The organism is Streptomyces massasporeus (assembly GCF_014648995.1).
Classification (GTDB): Bacteria; Actinomycetota; Actinomycetes; order Streptomycetales; family Streptomycetaceae; genus Streptomyces; species Streptomyces massasporeus.
The window spans coordinates 53,357-71,225 of sequence record NZ_BMSE01000017.1; the positions used below are offsets into that span (position 1 = coordinate 53,357).

Annotated in this window: 14 protein-coding genes; 9 read left to right on the forward strand and 5 right to left on the reverse strand. The window is 71.6% G+C overall.

Translation table 11 applies throughout. The features are described 5' to 3' along the window. Positions 1–22 precede the first annotated feature (22 nt). Complete coding sequence (locus IE153_RS30270; protein WP_189592954.1) at positions 23–1,231, reverse strand: acetyl-CoA C-acetyltransferase; 1,209 nt, start codon at positions 1,229–1,231, stop codon at positions 23–25. A 148-nt stretch (positions 1,232–1,379) separates the two neighbouring features. Here IE153_RS30270 and mce point away from each other — a divergent pair, with 148 nt between their 5' ends. From mce to IE153_RS30305, 7 genes are all read left to right on the forward strand, one after another. Next, entirely contained in the window at positions 1,380–1,820 is a 441-nt protein-coding gene (mce, locus tag IE153_RS30275; protein ID WP_031107947.1) for a methylmalonyl-CoA epimerase, read from the forward strand. Positions 1,821–2,053: 233 nt separating this feature from the next. After that, complete coding sequence (gene scy / locus IE153_RS30280; protein ID WP_189592955.1) at positions 2,054–6,001, forward strand: polarized growth protein Scy; 3,948 nt, start codon at positions 2,054–2,056, stop codon at positions 5,999–6,001. A 183-nt stretch (positions 6,002–6,184) separates the two neighbouring features. Further along, entirely contained in the window at positions 6,185–7,120 is a 936-nt protein-coding gene (locus tag IE153_RS30285; RefSeq protein WP_031107949.1) for a coiled-coil domain-containing protein, read from the forward strand. Positions 7,121–7,206: 86 nt separating this feature from the next. Beyond that, a complete protein-coding gene (locus tag IE153_RS30290) occupies positions 7,207–8,175 on the forward strand; it encodes an ABC transporter ATP-binding protein (RefSeq protein WP_031107950.1) in 969 nt (322 codons plus the stop codon). Between the two features lie 2 nt (positions 8,176–8,177). Beyond that, positions 8,178–8,948 (forward strand): ABC transporter permease, encoded by a 771-nt coding sequence (locus IE153_RS30295; protein ID WP_189592956.1) that lies wholly within the window; start codon positions 8,178–8,180, stop codon positions 8,946–8,948. Between the two features lie 124 nt (positions 8,949–9,072). Next, positions 9,073–10,434: an ABC transporter ATP-binding protein gene (locus IE153_RS30300; RefSeq protein ID WP_189592957.1), complete on the forward strand. Its 1,362-nt coding sequence runs from the start codon at positions 9,073–9,075 to the stop codon at positions 10,432–10,434. Next, positions 10,431–11,321, forward strand: coding sequence for an ABC transporter permease subunit (locus tag IE153_RS30305; protein ID WP_189592958.1), 891 nt, complete (start codon positions 10,431–10,433; stop codon positions 11,319–11,321). The genes IE153_RS30300 and IE153_RS30305 overlap by 4 nt, the downstream gene beginning before the upstream one ends. Before the next feature lie 230 nt (positions 11,322–11,551). Here IE153_RS30305 and IE153_RS30310 read toward each other — a convergent pair whose 3' ends face one another. Further along, entirely contained in the window at positions 11,552–11,884 is a 333-nt protein-coding gene (locus tag IE153_RS30310) for an Rv1322 family protein (protein WP_185013193.1), read from the reverse strand. 265 nt (positions 11,885–12,149) lie between these two features. Here IE153_RS30310 and IE153_RS30315 point away from each other — a divergent pair, with 265 nt between their 5' ends. Then, entirely contained in the window at positions 12,150–13,178 is a 1,029-nt protein-coding gene (locus tag IE153_RS30315) for an LLM class flavin-dependent oxidoreductase (RefSeq protein WP_189592959.1), read from the forward strand. Between the two features lie 83 nt (positions 13,179–13,261). Here IE153_RS30315 and IE153_RS30320 read toward each other — a convergent pair whose 3' ends face one another. Further along, a complete protein-coding gene (locus IE153_RS30320) occupies positions 13,262–13,654 on the reverse strand; it encodes an SCO5389 family protein (RefSeq protein WP_003993005.1) in 393 nt (130 codons plus the stop codon). 252 nt (positions 13,655–13,906) lie between these two features. Between IE153_RS30320 and nucS the strand changes: the two genes are divergently transcribed. Continuing rightward, positions 13,907–14,578: an endonuclease NucS gene (nucS, locus tag IE153_RS30325; RefSeq protein WP_030854272.1), complete on the forward strand. Its 672-nt coding sequence runs from the start codon at positions 13,907–13,909 to the stop codon at positions 14,576–14,578. 67 nt (positions 14,579–14,645) lie between these two features. Here the strand turns inward: nucS and IE153_RS30330 are convergent, their stop codons facing one another. Together IE153_RS30330 and IE153_RS30335 are read right to left on the reverse strand one after the other, a co-directional pair. Beyond that, a complete protein-coding gene (locus tag IE153_RS30330; protein WP_189592960.1) occupies positions 14,646–17,144 on the reverse strand; it encodes an ATP-binding protein in 2,499 nt (832 codons plus the stop codon). Between the two features lie 267 nt (positions 17,145–17,411). Continuing rightward, positions 17,412–17,735 (reverse strand): STAS domain-containing protein, encoded by a 324-nt coding sequence (locus IE153_RS30335; protein WP_030246483.1) that lies wholly within the window; start codon positions 17,733–17,735, stop codon positions 17,412–17,414. Between the last annotated feature and the right edge of the window lie 134 nt (positions 17,736–17,869).

Below are 17,869 nucleotides of genomic sequence, written 5' to 3' on the forward strand. Positions count from 1 at the left end.
CCGAGAAGGGACATACCGGGACTCAGGCCTTGGGCACGCGCACGATCAGCGCGTCACCCTGCCCACCACCACCGCACAGCGCGGCCGCACCCACGCCACCGCCACGCCGCCTCAGCTCCAGCGCGAGGTGCAGCACGAGACGCGCACCGGACATCCCGATCGGGTGACCCAGGGCAATCGCACCACCGTTGACATTCACCTTTTCGGTGGACACCCCGAGGTCCTTCATGGACTGCACGGCCACAGCGGCGAACGCCTCGTTGATCTCGATGAGGTCGAGGTCCGAGACCTCCAGGCCCTCCTTCTTCAGCGCGTGCAGGATCGCGTTGGACGGCTGCGACTGCAGCGAGTTGTCCGGCCCGGCCACGTTCCCGTGCGAGCCGATCTCGGCGATCCACTCCAGGCCGAGCTCCTGCGCCTTGGCCTTGCTCATCACGACGACGGCGGCGGCACCGTCGGAGATCTGCGAGGCGGAACCGGCCGTGATCGTGCCGTCCTTGGCGAACGCCGGACGCAGCTTCCCGAGCGACTCCGCGGTCGTGTCACCGCGGATCCCCTCGTCCTTGCTGAACAGCACCGGGTCGCCCTTGCGCTGCGGGATCTCGACGGGCGTGATCTCGGCCTCGAACAGGCCGTTCTTCTGTGCCGCCGCGGCCCGCTGGTGCGACAGCGCGGCGATCTCGTCCTGCTCGGGCCGGGCGATGCCCAGGCGGGTGTTGTGCTTCTCCGTGGACTCGCCCATGGCGACGCCGTCGAAGGAGTCGGTCAGACCGTCGTACGCCATGGCGTCGATCATCTCGACGGCACCGTACTTGTAGCCCTCGCGGGACTTCGGCAGCAGGTGCGGCGCGTTGGTCATGGACTCCTGGCCACCGGCGACGACCACGTCGAACTCACCCGCACGGATGAGCTGGTCGGCGAGCGCGATGGCGTCGAGGCCCGACAGACACACCTTGTTGATGGTCAGCGCCGGCACGTTCATCGGGATGCCGGCCTTGACCGCGGCCTGGCGGGCCGGGATCTGCCCCGCCCCGGCCTGGAGCACCTGGCCCATGATCACGTACTGCACCTGGTCGCCGCCGATCCCCGCACGGTCGAGGGCGGCCTTGATCGCGAAGCCGCCGAGGTCGGCTCCGGAGAAGGACTTGAGCGAACCGAGCAACCGGCCCATGGGCGTACGCGCGCCCGCGACGATCACCGAGCTGTTCGCTTCGGAAGTTCCAGAAGACATGAGCTGCGATCCCCTTACCGGCTGCACAGCCGAGGAGTGAACGAGGGTTTACTTCGAATGTACTGAGTGGCACTCCGTGCCGTCATCGGGCCGTCGGTGTGATCGCGCGCACGTTGCGTAACCACCTCGGGGGCGCTGCACTGAATCCATGCTGACGCGAATCGACCACATCGGAATCGCCTGTTTCGACCTCGACAAGACCGTCGAGTTCTACCGTGCCACCTACGGCTTCGAGGTGTTCCACTCCGAGGTCAACGAGGAGCAGGGCGTGCGCGAGGCCATGCTCAAGATCAACGAAACGTCCGACGGCGGCGCCTCCTACCTGCAGCTCCTGGAGCCGACCCGGGAGGACTCCACCGTCGCGAAGTGGCTGGCGAAGAACGGCGAGGGCGTCCACCACATCGCTTTCGGTACGGCAGATGTCGACGGTGACGCCGAGGAGATCAAGGGCAAGGGCGTACGCGTGCTGTACGAAGAGCCCCGAGTCGGTTCCATGGGGTCACGGATCACCTTCCTGCACCCCAAGGACTGTCATGGCGTACTGACAGAACTGGTCACTTCGGCGCCTGTTGAGTCACCTGAGCACTGACCCTCGTACATAGGGGCCGGTAGGGTTGGGGGCGGTCGCCGCTCAGTCCAGGGTGACCGCGGTCCCGCCGTGCGACGGCAGGACCACCGGGGTCCGGGTTTCGGGGGACGAGCGTCGGGGCAGCAGCCTCTGCTCCGCCGATGATCTGACACCATTCCCCGGGGGCCCCGTTCGGCGTATGGACGGAGCTCGTTCGGTAAGAGTTGCGACCAGGGGACGGATGGGACCGCGCAGTGCGGGGCTACGAGAGCCAGGAGCGAGAGCCGGCGGCTGACGTCGACCACCTCTCTCGGTTCGAAGCCGAGATGAAGCGGCTGAAGACCGAGCGGGAAAAGGCGATCCAGCACGCCGAGGACCTCGGCTACCAGGTCGAGGTGCTGCGCGCCAAGCTGCACGAGGCGCGGCGCACCATCATGACCCGGCCCTCCTTCGACGGGGGCGACATCGGCTGGCAGGCCGAGCAGTTGCTCCGCAACGCGCAGGTGCAGGCCGACCAGATCCGCGCGGACGCCGACCGGGAGCTGAGCGAGGCCCGGGCCCAGACCCAGCGGATCCTCCAGGAGCACGCCGAGCAGGCGGCCCGGCTCCAGGCCGAGCTGCACCAGGAGGCCGTGACCCGCCGCCAGCAGCTGGACCAGGAGCTGTCCGAGCGCCGCCAGACGGTCGAGTCGCACGTCAACGAGAACGTGGCCTGGGCCGAGCAGCTGCGGGCGCGTACCGAGCAGCAGGCCCGCCGGCTGCTGGAGGAGTCCCGGGCCGAGGCCGAGCAGTCCCTGGCCACCGCCCGCGCGGAGGCCGAGCGGCTCGCCACGGAGGCCAGGCAGCGGCTGACGAGCGCGGCCGAGGAGGCCCGGGCGGAGGCCGAGCAGATCCTGCGCCGCGCCCGCACGGACGCCGAGCGCCTGCTCAACGCCGCCTCCACGCAGGCCCAGGAGGCCACCGACCACGCCGAGCAGCTGCGCACGTCCACGGTCACGGAGTCGGAGTCCGCCCGCCGTGAGGCCCAGGAGCTGAGCAAGGCCGCCGAGCAGCGGATGGCCGAGGCCGAGGAGGCGCTGCGCAAGGCGCAGACCGAGTCGGAGAAACTGGTCACGGAGGCCGAGGAGGCCGCCGCCAAGGCCCTGGCGAGCGCCGAGTCCGCGAACGAGACGCGGACGCGCACCGCCAAGGAGCAGGTCGCCCGGCTGGTCGAGGAGGCCACCAAGGAGGCCGAGAACACCAAGTCCGAGGCCGAGCAGATCGTCGCGGACGCCAAGGCCGAGGCGGAGAAGATCGTCGCGGAGGCCTCCGAGAAGGCTCGCACGCTCACCGCCGAGGAGACCGCGACCCAGCTGTCCAAGGCGGCCAGGACCGCCGAGGAGGTCCTCGACAAGGCGTCGGAGGACGCCAAGAAGACCACCAGGGCCGCGGCCGAGGAGGCCGAGCGGATCCGCTCGGAGGCCGAGGCCGAGGCGGACCGGCTGCGGGCCGAGGCGCACGACATCGCCGAGCAGCTCAAGGGCGCGGCGAAGGACGACACCAAGGAGTACCGCGCCAAGACGGTCGAGCTGCAGGAGGAGGCCCGCCGGCTGCGCGGCGAGGCCGAGCAGCTGCGGGCGGACGCGGTCGACGAGGGCGAGAAGATCCGCGCCGAGGCCCGCAAGGAGGCCGTGGCGCAGATCGAGGAGGCGGCGAAGTCCGCCGAGGAGCTGCTCGCCAAGGCCAAGGCGGACGCCGACGAGCTGCGCACGACGGCCCAGGCGGACAGCGAGAAGGTCCGCACCGAGGCCATCGAGCGGGCGACGACTCTGCGCCGGCAGGCCGAGGAGACCCTTCAGCGCACCCGGCAGGAGGCCGAGCGGCACCGCGAGGAGGTCGTCGAGCAGGCCGAGGCGCTCAAGGAGGACGCCGAGCGCGCGGCGCGGGAACTGCACGAGGAGACCGAGCGGGCCATAGAGGCCCGTCGGGCGGAGGCCGCCGAGGAGCTGACACGGCTCCAGCGAGAGGCCGAGGAGCGGCTGACGGTCGCCGAGCAGGCGCTGTCGGACGCCCGTGAGGAGGCCGCGCGGCTCCGCCGGGAGGCCGCCGAGGAGAACGAACGGCTGCGCGCCGAGGCCGCGGAGCGGATCCGTACGCTCCAGCAGCAGGCCGAGGCGGAGGCCGAGCGGCTGCGCGACGAGGCCGCGTCGGACGCGTCCGCGTCGCGCGCCGAGGGCGAGGCCGTCGCCGTACGGCTGCGCTCGGAGGCGGCGAACGAGGCCGAGCGGCTGAAGTCGGAGGCGCAGGAGAGCGCCGACCGGATGCGCGCGGAGGCGCAGGCCGCTGCCGAGCGGCTCGGTACGGAGGCCTCGGAGACGCTGGCCGCCGCCCAGGAGGAGGCCAACCGGCGCCGCCGCGAGGCCGAGGAACTCCTCGGCAGCGCCCGGCAGGAGGCCGACCAGGAGCGCGAGCGGGCCCGCGAGCAGAGCGAGGAGCTGCTGGCCTCGGCGCGCAAGCGCGTGGAGGACGCGCAGACCGAGGCCGTACGGCTGGTCGAGGAGGCCGACCGGCGCGCCACGGAGATGGTGTCGGCGGCCGAGCAGCACGCCCAGCAGGTCCGGGACTCCGTCGCGGGGCTGCACGAGCAGGCCCAGGAGGAGATCACCGGCCTGCGCAGCGCCGCCGAGCACGCGGCGGACCGTACGCGCCGGGAGGCCCAGGAGGAGGCGGACCGGGTCCGCTCCGACGCCTACGCCGAGCGGGAGCGGGCGAGCGAGGACGCGGGCCGGCTGCGGCGCGAGGCGCACGAGGAGACCGAGGCCGCCAAGGCGCTCGCCGAGCGGACGATGTCCGAGGCGATCTCGGAGGCGGAGCGGATCCGCACGGACGTCGCCGAGCACGCCCAGCGGGTGCGCACGGAGGCGTCGGACGCGATCGCCGAGGCCGAGCAGGCCGCCTCGCGCACCCGGGCGGACGCCCGGGAGGACGCCAACCGCATCCGGTCGGACGCGGCGACGCAGGCGGACACCCTCATCACCGAGGCGCGCAACGAGGCGGAGCGGCTCACGACGGAGACGGTCCAGGAGACCGACCGGCTGCGCATGGACACGGTCGCCGAGGCCGAGCGGGTCCGTACGGAGGCGATCTCCGAGGCCGAGCGGGTCCGCTCCGAGGCGGCCACGGAGGCCGAGCGGGTGCGCGCGGAGTCGGTCGCCAAGGCCGAGCAGCTGGTCGGGGACGCCACCGGCGAGGCGGAGCGGCTGCGGGCCGAGGCCGCCGAGACGGTCGGTTCGGCACAGCAGCACGCGGAGCGGGTCCGCAACGAGGCCGCGCGCGTCAAGACCGACGCGGAGGCGGAGGCGGAGCGGCTCGTCACCGGCGCGCGCGAGGAGGCCGACCGCACGCTGGACGAGGCCCGCAAGGACGCCAACAAGCGGCGCTCCGAGGCGGCCGAGCAGGTCGACAAGCTCATCACGGAGACCACGGCCGAGGCGGACAAGCTGCTGACCGAGGCGCAGCAGCAGGCGCACAAGACCACCGCGGAGGCCGAGTCGCAGGCCGACACGATGGTCGGCGCGGCCCGCACCGAGGCCGACCGGCTGGTGTCCGAGGCGACGGTCGAGGGCAACTCCCTGGTGGAGAAGGCCCGTACGGACGCGGACGAGCTGCTCGTCGGCGCGCGCCGGGACGCCACGCAGATAAGGGAGCGCGCCGAGGAGCTGCGCGACCGCATCACCTCCGAGATCGAGGAGCTGCACGAGCGGGCCCGCCGTGAGTCGGCCGAGACGATGAAGTCGGCGGGCGACCGCTGCGACGCGCTCGTCAAGGCGGCCGAGGAGCAGCTGGCGAAGGCGCAGGCGAAGGCCAAGGAGATCGTTTCGGAGGCCAACTCCGAGGCGGGCAAGGTCCGTATCGCCGCGGTGAAGAAGGCGGAGGGGCTGCTCAAGGAGGCCGAGCAGAAGAAGTCCACGCTGGTCCGGGAGGCCGAGGAGCTCAAGGCCGAGGCGATCCGCGAGGCCAAGCGCACGGTCGAGGAGGGCAAGCGCGAGCTGGAGGTCCTGGTCCGTCGCCGCGAGGACATCAACGCCGAGATCTCCCGTGTCCAGGACGTCCTGGAGGCGTTGGAGTCCTTCGAGGCCCCCTCCGCGGGCAAGGACAACGGAGTCAAGGCCGGCGCGACGGTCGGCGCACCCCGTTCGGGTGGCAAGTCCTCGGATAGCTAGCGAAACGGGGCGAATCCGGTGTGTGCTGGGGCCTTTGGCCAAGTCTTTGGCAAGCGGTCCCGGGGATAGCCACTCAAAAGGGGTGTCATTTTCCAGATCAAACGCGCATCCGCTCGATGACACACCGTTTCGGCCCCTAGGATTCCACCTATCACCTCACCGGTCTCATTCGACAGGAACCCCATGAGCGACACTTCCCCCTACGGCTTCGAGCTTGTGCGGCGTGGGTACGACCGCGCTCAGGTGGACGAACGTATCTCCAAGCTCGTCTCCGACCGTGACAGCGCTCTCGCCCGCATCACCGCTCTGGAAAAGCGCATCGAAGAGCTCCACCTCGAGACGCAGAACGCCCAGGCCCAGATCACCGACGCCGAGCCGTCGTACGCGGGTCTCGGTGCGCGCGTGGAGAAGATCCTCCGCCTCGCCGAGGAAGAGGCGAAGGACCTGCGCGAGGAGGCCCGGCGCGCGGCCGAGCAGCACCGCGAGCTCGCCGAGTCGGCGGCCCAGCAGGTGCGCAACGACGCCGAGTCGTACTCGGCGGAGCGCAAGGCGAAGGCCGAGGACGAGGGCCTGCGGATCGTCGAGAAGGCCAAGAGTGACGCCTCCCAGCTGCGTGCCGAGGCGCAGAAGGACGCGCAGTCCAAGCGCGAGGAGGCGGACGCTCTCTTCGAGGAGACCCGTGCGAAGGCCGCGCAGGCCGCCGCCGACTTCGAGACGAACCTCGCCAAGCGCCGCGAGCAGTCCGAGCGCGACCTGGCCTCCCGTCAGGCCAAGGCCGAGAAGCGCCTGGCCGAGATCGAGCACCGCGCCGAGCAGCTGCGCCTGGAGGCCGAGAAGCTGCGCACGGACGCCGAGCGCCGCGCCCGCCAGACGGTGGAGACGGCCCAGCGCCAGGCCGAGGACATCGTGGCCGACGCCAACGCCAAGGCCGACCGCATCCGTTCGGAATCCGAGCGGGAGCTCGCGGCCCTCACCAACCGCCGCGACAGCATCAACGCCCAGCTGACGAACGTCCGCGAGATGCTCGCGACGCTCACGGGCGCCGCGGTGGCCGCCGCCGGTACGCCGGCCGAGGACGAGCCGATCTCCCGTGGGGTCCCGGCGCAGCAGTCCCGGTAACAGCCCGGTGCACGGAGTCTGAATCTCCGGCAAAGCCCTCTGCCGCTCGGGTGGCAGAGGGCTTTGTCACGTTCTAGCGTGGCGGCATGATTGAGCTCGAGGGGCTGACCAAGCGGTACGGCGAGAAGGTGGCGGTCAACAACCTGTCCTTCACCGTCAGACCGGGCATCGTCACCGGCTTCCTCGGACCCAACGGCGCGGGCAAGTCCACGACCATGCGGATGATTCTGGGGCTCGACCATCCGACCGCCGGCGACGTCCGTATCGACGGCAAGCACTACCAGCAGCTCAAGGACCCGCTGACGTACATCGGCGCCCTGCTGGAGGCCAAGGCCTGGCACGGTGGGCGCACCGCCTACAACCATCTGCTGTGCCTCGCGCAGAGCAACGGCATTCCGCGCAGCCGGGTGCGGGACGTGCTGGAGACGGTCGGGCTGACGGCGGTCGCGAAGAAGAAGACCAAGGGCTTCTCGATGGGCATGGGGCAGCGGCTCGGCATCGCGGCCGCGCTGCTCGGCGATCCGCGGATCCTGATGTTCGACGAGCCGGTCAACGGCCTCGACCCCGAGGGCATCCACTGGATCCGCACCCTGATGAAGTCGCTCGCCTCGCAGGGCCGGACCGTGTTCGTCTCCTCCCACCTGATGAGCGAGATGGCCCTGACGGCCGAACACCTCGTCGTCATCGGGCAGGGCCGGCTCCTCGCGGACACCTCCATGGCGGACTTCATCGACCGCAACTCACGTTCGTACGTCCGGGTTCGCAGTCCGCAGCGGGAGCGGCTGCTCGATGTGCTGCACCAGGCCGGCATCGTGGCCGTGGAGAGCGGCGACGGGGTGCTGGAGGTGGACGGTGGCAAGGCCGAGCACATCGGTGAGCTGGCGGCCCAGCATCGCATCACGCTGCACGAGCTGAGTCCGCAACAGGCCTCGCTGGAGGAGGCGTTCATGCAGCTGACGGCGGAGTCGGTGGAGTACCACGCACACAGCGGAACGAGTCCGGCGAGCCCCGAGCCGCCGCGGCAGCAGTGGGGCGACGGCTGGAAGAGGGGCTGAGCATGGCGGTGACACAGGTCGTACGGTCGGAGTGGACCAAGATCCGGTCGGTGGCGTCCACGGTGTGGACGCTCTCGCTGGTGGTGGTCGTGACGGTCGCTCTCGGCATGCTGATCTCGGCGCTGTCGAAGAGCGAGTTCGACTCGATGAACGCGCAGGACCGGGCGGAGTTCGACCCGACGTTCATCAGTTTCGCGGGGATGAGTCTCGGTCAGCTCGCGATGATCGTCTTCGGTGTGCTGGTCGTGTCGAACGAGTACAGCACCGGCATGATCCGCACCTCGCTGGCCGCGGTGCCACAGCGCGGCTCCTTCCTGTTCAGCAAGATCGCGGTCGCCACTGGGCTGGCCCTGCTGGTCGGTCTCGTCACCAGCTTCGCCGCCTTCTTCCTGGGGCAGGCGATGCTGGGCTCGCACCGGGCGGAGATCGGCGACCCCGGGGTGCTGCGGGCCGTGCTCGGCGGGGGCCTCTACATGGCGCTGATCGCGATGTTCTCCATGGGCGTCGCCGCGATGCTGCGCTCGCCGATGCTGTCGCTGGGCATCCTGATGCCGTTCTTCTTCCTGATCTCCAACATCCTGGGCAACGTCGACGCGACGAAGAAGGTCGGCCGGTTTCTTCCCGACCAGGCCGGCAGCAAGATCATGCAGGTGGTCACGCCGATCGACGACGACACCCCGTACGGACCGTGGGGCGGCCTCGGGATCATGGGGCTGTGGGTGCTGGCGGCGCTGATCGGCGGCTATGTGCTGCTGAAGAAGCGCGACGCCTAGGGGGACCACGGACGCGGCCGACCTTTTACCTCCTCTTGGAAGGAACCGTCAGCGCCTCGATATCCTCCTAACCCTTACGGGGGCGTGTGCCCCGCTGTCCTGAACCTTGCGATGGGTGCGGAGCATGATCGAAGCAGTCGGCCTGACGAAGCGCTACGGCGACAAGACCGCTGTGTACAACCTTTCCTTCCAGGTGCGGCCCGGAGCCGTCACCGGCTTCCTCGGGCCGAACGGTTCGGGCAAGTCGACGACGATGCGGATGATCCTCGGCCTGGACAATCCGACGGCCGGGCAGGTGACGATCGGCGGTTATCCGTACCGCAGGCTGCCCAACGCCGCCCGCCAGGTCGGCGCCCTGCTGGACGCCAAGGCGGTGCACGGCGGCCGTTCCGCCCGCAACCACCTGCTGTCCCTCGCCCAGCTGTCGGGCATCCCGGCCCGGCGGGTGGACGAGGTGCTCGGGGTCGTCGGTCTGCAGGACGTGGCCAAGAAGCGGTCCAAGGGCTTCTCCCTCGGCATGGGGCAGCGGCTCGGCATCGCCGCGGCGCTGCTCGGCGACCCGCAGGTGCTGCTGTTCGACGAGCCGGTCAACGGCCTCGACCCCGAGGGCATCCTCTGGGTCCGCAACCTGATGAAGGCGCTGGCGGCGGAGGGCCGTACGGTCTTCGTCTCCTCTCACCTGATGAGCGAGATGGCGCTGACCGCCGACCACCTCATCGTCATCGGGCGCGGTCAGCTGCTCGCCGACATGAGCGTGACCGCGTTCATCTCGGCGAACTCCGCGGACTTCGCGCGCGTGCGGACGCCGGACAGCGAGCCGCAGCAGCGCGAGAAGCTGTCGGCCGCGCTCACCGAGTCGGGCGGACACGTCATGCCCGAGCAGGACGGCGCGCTGCGCGTGACCGGGCTGCCGCTCCCCCGCATCAGCGACATCGCGCACGACCACGAGGTTCGGCTGTGGGAGCTGTCGCCGCACCAGGCCTCCCTGGAGGAGGCGTACATGCGGATGACGCAGGGCGCCGTCGACTACCGCTCGACGATCGACCAGAAGGAAGGGCTCCAGCAGCCGCTGCCGCCCGGCGCGCAGCCGCCGATGCCGGTGCCCGGACAGGGCCAGCCGGGCTGGTACGCCCCGCCGCCGCCCCAGCAGGGCGGCGGGCCGCTCCAGGCTGTGCCGCAGGGGGTACCCGGCGGCGCTCCGGGCGAGGCTCAGGCGGGCCCGTACGGCGCCCCGGGGGCTCACGGCGCGCCGGGCGCCCCCGGTGCCACTCCGAGCTCCCCTGGCGTCCCCGGCGCGGGGACGCCCAACCCGTACGCCCAGCCCGCGCCCCAGGCCCCCCAGGGCACCGCCCAGCCCGCGCCGCAGCCCTCCCCGGGCCAGGCCGCCCCGGCGCCCGCCGCGCCCGCACCGCAGGCGCCCGCGGCCCCCGCCGCCCAGCCCGCCGCCCCGACCTCCGACCTGACCAAGCCCGAGGACGCCCGATGAGCAGCCCCCAGCCCCAGATGCCGCAGGCCGCGCCCGCCTGGCAGGCGGCTCCCGGATCCGCCCCGCACCCCGGCGGCCCCGGCTACACCTCGCCGATCCCGGTCGTGCGCACGCACCTCGGGAACGCCATCGCATCCGAGTGGACGAAGATCAGGTCGGTGCGCTCCACGATGTGGACGCTCGGGGTGTTCGTCCTGCTCGTCGTCGGCATCGGTCTGCTGACCGGCATCGTGGTGTCGAGCTCCTCCTCGGACCTGTCCGGCGAGAACGCGCTGTCCCTCGGCTTCTTCGGTCTGCTGCTCGGCAGCATGTGCATCATCACGCTGGGCGTGCTGACCACGGCCTCGGAGTACGGCACGGGCATGATCCGCACCACGATGGTCGCGTGCCCGAGCCGCGGACGCGTGCTGGCGGCGAAGGCCATCGTGTTCTTCCTGGTCGCGTTCGTGGTGACGCTGGTGGCCGCCTCCCTCGTCGCGTTCCTGCACGTGGCCATGCTCGACGGCAACGGCGCCAAGGAACCCTCGGGCGGCGAGTGGCTGAAGAGCACGGTCGGCATCTCGCTCTACATCGCGCTGCTCGGCCTGCTCTCGCTCCTCATCGGCTCGATCATCCGGCACTCGGCCGGCGCCATCACCATCATGATCGGCACCGTGCTGGCCCCGCTGGTGATCGCGCTGTTCATGTTCTCGGAGTCGCTGCAGGGCGTGCGCGACGCCCTGTTCGAGTACTCGATCCCGAGCCAGCTGAGCGTCTTCTACGCCAACTCCCTCAACACGGCGAGCCAGTCCGGCCCGTCCGGCTGGGACCCGCTGTGGATCATCCTCGGCGCCACGGCCGTCGCGTTCGCCGGCGCCTTCGCGCTGCAGGAGAAGCGGGACGTCTAGGGCCTGTCGTTTGGATCAGGTCGCAGGGAATCGGCGGTGCTTCTCGATGCCGGTGAGCGGGGCCTGGTGCGTGTAGCTGCAAGGCGGAGGAAGGAGTCGACGCGGTGGGGGTCCCCCCTGCTCGAGCGGAGTCGAGAGCTCGGGGGAGTCGGCGACTGACGACAACGCCGCAGATGCGCGTGCCAGGCCCCGCGTCTGCGACCTGATCCGAACGGCAGGCCCTGGTCCGGTCAGAACTTCGGCGCGTTACGGGACCGCTGCACCCCCGGGGTGCGGCGGTCCCGCGCGTTCCAGCAGGCCTTGTGCCAGTGTCTGCGATCGTCGACGCCCGTGTGCTCGGCCCAGGCCACCACGTGCGGCACCCCGTCGGGGATCAACTGGTCGCAGCCGGGGCAGCGGTACGACTTGCCCTGCGCGCTCGCGCCGGCCACGTGCCGCACGCTCCAGTTCTCGCCCTGCCAGTTCTCCGAGGACTGCCAGCCGCCGTAGCGGCCGGGACGGTCGTCCTCGACGCTCCGGCCGGACTCAGCGGCGCCCTTGGGTCGGTTGCGACGCGGGGACACGGGACACCTCTCGGGGCTATACAGGAAGCACGGGCCGCATCAAGCCTACGCGGCGCGCACAGGGGTACGCGTACGGCACCAATCGCCATATGTCCCTCGCGGGCGCGGCGCGCTCACCCCGGGTGCTCTCCCCCGGGCTCCCGGCGGAACGCCCGATTCTGCAGACAATCCGCAAAATGCTCCGCCCGGCCGTGTCCTCGGCACGTGTCAGACGGTTATGCGCTGTGGGGGAGCTCCGTGTCGGAGCCAAGGAAGCAGGAAAGCAATGCGCGTTGGAAGTTTCGTGTTGGCGGCCCAGTTCCCCGGTCAGGGCGAGGGAGAGGCGCTGCACCGCGCGGTCCGCTCGGCCGAGGTGGCCGAGGAGGCCGGGCTCGACACGGTCTGGCTGGCCGAGCACCACTTCGTGCCGTACGGCACATGTCCGTCGGCCATCACCCTGGCCGCCTTCCTGCTGGGCCGCACCCGCCGCATCCGGGTCGGCACGGCGGTCAGTGTGCTGCCCACCGTCCATCCCGTGGCCCTCGGCGAACAGGCCGCGCTGCTGCACCACACGAGCGGCGGCCGTTTCACGCTCGGCGTCGGGCGCGGCGGCCCCTGGGTCGACCTGGAGGTGTTCGGCGCGGGTCTGGAGGCGTACGACAAGGGGTTCCCGGAGTCCCTGGAGCTTCTGGTGCGGTGGCTGCGCGAGTCGTCCGTGGCGGCCGACGGGGAGCGCTTCCGCTTCCGTGAAGTCCCGGTGGTGCCGCGGCCGTCGGAGGCCCTGACGGAGGCCGCGGGGCCCGAGGTCGTCGTGGCCTGCACCTCGCCGGCGAGCGTGCGGCTCGCCGCCGAGCGGGGTCTGTCGATGCTGCTCGGGATGCACGTGGGCGACGAGGAGAAGGCTGAGATGGTCGCGCTGTGGCGGCAGCACGCGCGGGCCAGCGGCCGGTCGCCGGAGGAGATCCTGGGCGCGTCCCATGTCTCGGCCGGCGTCTGCCAGATCGCGGACCGGCGGGTCGACGCGGCGGAGACGCTGATGAAGGCGATGCCGGGCTGGCTGAAGCAGGGCCTGGAGGCGCATGTCACGGTCGACGGGCGCACGCGCCGGATGCGCGACCCGCTGGCGTACACCGAACTGCTCTGCGGGCTGCACCCGGTGGGCACGCCGCGGCTGTGCGCGGACCGGCTGGCGGCGACCAGCGAGCGGACGGGCATCTCCCGCTTCGCGCTGCTCGTCGAGGGCTCCGGGGACCTGGCGGCGACCGAGGAGAACGTGCGGCGGCTGGGCGTCGAGGTGCTCCCCCAACTCGTCTGAGAGCGTGGTGGATTCCTGGGGGCTTGCCGCTCCGGTACAGAACTGCACCTCCCGCGTACGGAGCGGCAAGCAGTGGCGCCGCGTCAGCAGTCCCTGAACTCGGGTGACTGGTTCAGCACCTGACTGCGGACCGAGGTGAAGCGGTCCAGCTTCTCGTCGACCGAGGAGTCAAGCGGGAACACGGCCACCCGGTGGCAGTTCTGGAAGGCAAGGCGCACACCGAAGTGCCGTTGCAGCGCGCCGCGTATCGCGTCACTCGCAAGCGCACGCAGCAGCTGACCGCGTGCCTGCTCGTCCGGCGGGGGCGTCTGGTTGTCGGCGAACGCGCCGCCGTCCACCTTCAGCTGGGCCACCAGTGAGCTGATCATCTCCCACGCATAAGGCAGGGAGGTCCGGACGCAGTCGACGAATTCCGCTTCGTCGACCTCGCCTCGCTCGGCCTGTTCGAGTAGGGCCGGTGAGACGTCGAGCGACATGAGTTCTCCTCTCGCACCCCCGACGAGCAGGGGTTGCCGGACAGATAGGGGAGTTCGCGACGCCGGACACGCTGCGTACACGCACCGCGACCTCCCGTTCATACGGTAAGCAACGTACGGTGACCGCACCAGGAAAATGCGCAGATGAGACACTCCCGATGAGCACACCATGCACACAATCGGCCATTACCGAACACGTGTTTTCCAGGGCGAATCGCGTGGACAGGTGCCCGTCGAGTAGCGTTGCCGACCATGCGTCTCGTCATTGCCCGCTGCTCCGTGGACTACGCCGGGCGGCTCACCGCCCACCTTCCCTCGGCCCCGCGCCTGATCCTGGTGAAGGCGGACGGCAGCGTCTCGATCCACGCCGACGACCGGGCCTACAAGCCTCTGAACTGGATGTCGCCGCCCTGCACGTTGAAGGAGGGCACCGGCGAGGAGGAGGGCGTCTGGACCGTCGTCAACAAGGCGGGAGAGAAGCTCATCATCACGATGGAGGAAGTCCTCCACGACTCCTCGCACGAACTGGGTGTCGATCCCGGCCTGATCAAGGACGGCGTGGAAGCGCACCTCCAGGAGCTGCTCGCCGACCGCATCGAGACACTCGGCGACGGCTACACGCTGATCCGCCGCGAGTACCCGACGGCCATCGGGCCGGTCGACATCCTGTGCCGGGACGCCGACGGCAAGACCGTCGCGGTGGAGATCAAGCGGCGCGGTGAGATCGACGGCGTGGAGCAGCTCACGCGCTATCTGGAGCTGCTGAACCGCGATCCCCATCTCGCCCCGGTGCGCGGTGTCTTCGCGGCCCAGGAGATCAAGCCCCAGGCCCGCGTCCTCGCGACCGACCGCGGCATCGGCTGCCAGGTCCTCGACTACGACGCGCTGCGGGGCATCGAGGACGACAAGCTGCGGCTGTTCTGACAGCCCTACGACGACGCACAGGGCCGGGTCCGTTCCGCGGACCCGGCCCTGTGCGTGTGTACGGGTGTCAGATCACCGTCTCCGGGCTGCTCGGCGTGCCGGTGCTGCTCTGCGGCGCGCTCGCCGAGGTGCTCGTGGGAGCGCTGGGCGCCGGGCCGCTGGCCGAGTCGGAGGTGGACGGGCTGGTCGTCGGTGGCTCCGAGGTGGGCGGCTCGGAGGTCGGCGGCTGCGAGGTGGGCGGCTCGGACGTCGGCGGCTTCGACGTCGGCGGCTTGGAGGTCGGCGGCTTCGACGTCACCGGCGGCTTGGACGTGGGCGGCTTCGAGGACGTCGGCGGCTTCGACGGCGACGCCGAATCGCTCGGGTCCTGCGAACCGCTCGGCGAGTCCGTCGGCGTCGGGTCGTCCGACGTCCCGAGTGTGCCGTCGGGGCCCGGGTCCGTCGGGCGCGGGGCCGGCTCGCCGTTGTCACCGTCACCGTCGTTCGCCGGCCGGTCCGCGCCGAGGCTGCCGTCGTTGATGTCCTGGCTGGCCGAAGGGTTGACGCCGACCTGGTCGGACGGCGGGTTCGCGTCGTTGTCGGAGGTCGCGCCGAGCGTCACCACCGTGCCCAGGACGGCCACGAGCAGGGCACCGGCGCCGGCGGCCACGAGGTTGCGCCGGGCGAGCCCCTTGAGGCCGCCGCGGGCCCCCCGCGAGGGCGCGGGCGAACTGCGGTGGGTGACCAGGGTCGGGGAGGCCGGCTTCTGGAGCGTCGGGAAGGCCGCCGGAACCCCGCCGGGCGGCGACGCCGACTCCTCGTCACGGGTGTCGGGCACCTCCTCCCCCGCGGTCGGCCCGAGCCCGATGGGTGTGCCCGAGCGGTCGGCGACCAGAGCGAGGGCGCGACGGCCGGCGACGGTGCCCCGCTTGTCGGCGAGAGCGCCGCGCAGGCCGATGGAGGCCTCCAGTTCGGCACGGGCCCGGTCGAGCTGGCCCCCGCACAGGGCGAGGACGCCGAGCTCGTGGTGGAAGTAGGCCTCTTCGCCGACGTCCCCGGCGAGCCGGGCGGCCTCGGCGCCGGAGCGCAGGGCGCGTTCCCACGCGCTCCAGTGCAGTCCGGCGGCGAACGCGGGGGCGGCGGTGCGGGCCAGGTGCACGGCCGCGCTCTCCTCGCCCTCGGCGGGCGGCCGGGTGGCGGGTCCGATGAGGGCCAGGGCGGCGAGGACGGCGTCGGCCTCGGCGCACACCCGCTCGGGGGTGACCGAGGGGTGCCCGGCCCACCAGGAGTAGTGCTGGGCGGCGCTGCGGGCGCCGGCCTCGGCCTCGTCGGCGTACCCGGCGGCCTCCAGCTGGGCCGGAACGCCGGCCGCGAGGCGGTAGCGGGAGCCGACCGGGGAGACCAGGCCGCAGGCGGCCAGTTCACCGAGTGCGGCGTCCGCGTGGGTGTCGCCGACCAGGGCGGGCAGATGCGCCTGGTGCGGGACCTCGCCGCCGAGGGCGACGGCGAACCGCAGGGTGGCGCGGGCGGAGGCGCTCAGCCGGGACGCGAGCAGCGGGGCGGGCGCGGCGGCCTCGCCGAGCGCGGGCAGCGGCACGTCGTCGCCGAGGTCGTAGGCCTCGGCGGGGTCGGCCGGGGGCGCGTCCGCGAAGACGCCGAACTCGTCGACGGCGCCGGTGCCGGCGCGCAGCCGGTCGCGCTGCCGGAGCAGGGCACCGGCCTGGACGAAGCGCAGCGGCAGGCCCTCGGACTCGAACCAGAGGTCGCCCGCCCAGTTCGACTCGTCCTCGGTGAGGGTCCGGCCGACGGCGTGTTCCAGCAGGTCGAGGCCGGCCGCGCGCTCCAGTCCGCCGAGGAGGACCTCCTCGACGCCGGCGTCGGCGGAGGGGGCCGGCACGTCCGGGGTGGCGCCGAGCAGGAAGGCGCACTCGGGGGTGGCCTCCAGCAGCTCGTCGAGCGCGGCGCCGCCGAACTCCAGGTCGTCGAGGACGACGACCGCGCCGATCTCCCGCACATGGGTGAGGAGCTCGTCCCGGTCCGGGCGGTGCAGGGGGGCGCTGTACACCGCGTGGAACAGGTCGTACAGCAGGTCGCCGGAGGTGCGTCCGAAGCCGTTGAGGCGGACGACGCCGTCGGGGGCGAGGTCGGAGCAGTCCTCGGCGACGAGGTCGAGCAGGCGGGTGCGGCCGGAGCCGGGCGCGCCGGTGAGGCGTGTGGAGCGGCCGCGGGCGAGGAGGCGCACCAGGCGCTCGCGTTCGTCCTGGCGGGCCAGCAGCGGCAGGGCCGGCAGCGCGGGGCCGGGCGGAACGGGCGGGCGGGCCGCGCGCTCGGCCTCGGCGCGTTCGGCCTCGGTGAGCTTGACGGGCCGGGAGGGCCGTTCGGTGGGCGGGCAGGCCTCTATCTCGCTGCCGTCGACGGGGTTGACGGTCAGCAGGAAGTCGCCGGAGACGAGCTGCACGGTGCGGGCGAGCGCCGGCGCGTGCTGCGCGAAGTCGGGTGTGAGGGATTCCCTGGGAGGGCGCTGGCGCGGCGCGGGGCCGTCACCGTCGTGGCCGTACTCCTCGGGTCCCTGGTTGTCAGGATCCATAGGTCAAGCCCCCCAAAAGCGTGTGTGTGCTTGGAAAAGCCCCTCCCGGCCTTGCTGCACACCGCGCTGTCGCTTCTGGTCCGGTCCCGCTCGAAGGGTGTCAAGGCAGCGGGCAGCCGAACCCTAAACCTTCGCACAGTATCTACGACAGTCCGGGGTACCGCGCCGTCCGTAACGTCACGGTCTCGTGAGGATTGTGCGCGTCGCACGATTCGACGACGTGCGTCCGGGTCTCCCCGGTCGCCCGGCTCACACCCGCGGGAGGCGTCACACGCGGGGAAGGGTCTCCACCCCGATGCCGCCCTCGATCGCCAGGATCCGGTGCAGGCGGGTGGCCACCAGCAGGCGCTGCATCTGCGGCGGTACTCCGCGCAGCACCAGGCGCCGGCCGCAGCGGCCGGCCCGCCGGTGGGCTCCCATGATCACGCCCAGTCCGGTGGCGTCCCAGGAGTCCAGTTCGGACAGGTCCAGCACCAGGTCTCCGACTCCGTCGTCGACGGCCGAGTGCAGGACCGTACGGGCGTCCGCCGCGCTCCGGACGTCGAGGCGGCCCCCGACGACCAGCTCGGCGTGGTCGCCCCTGATGTACATATGCGCTCCCCGTGCGTGCGAATCGTGCTCCGCGTTCCGATGTGGGTGATGCAACCTCTGACTGTGTGGAGGTGTCAGAGGTTGCTTCTTGTAAGCGAACCGATACCGAATTCACCCTGGCGTGTGACGGGCCC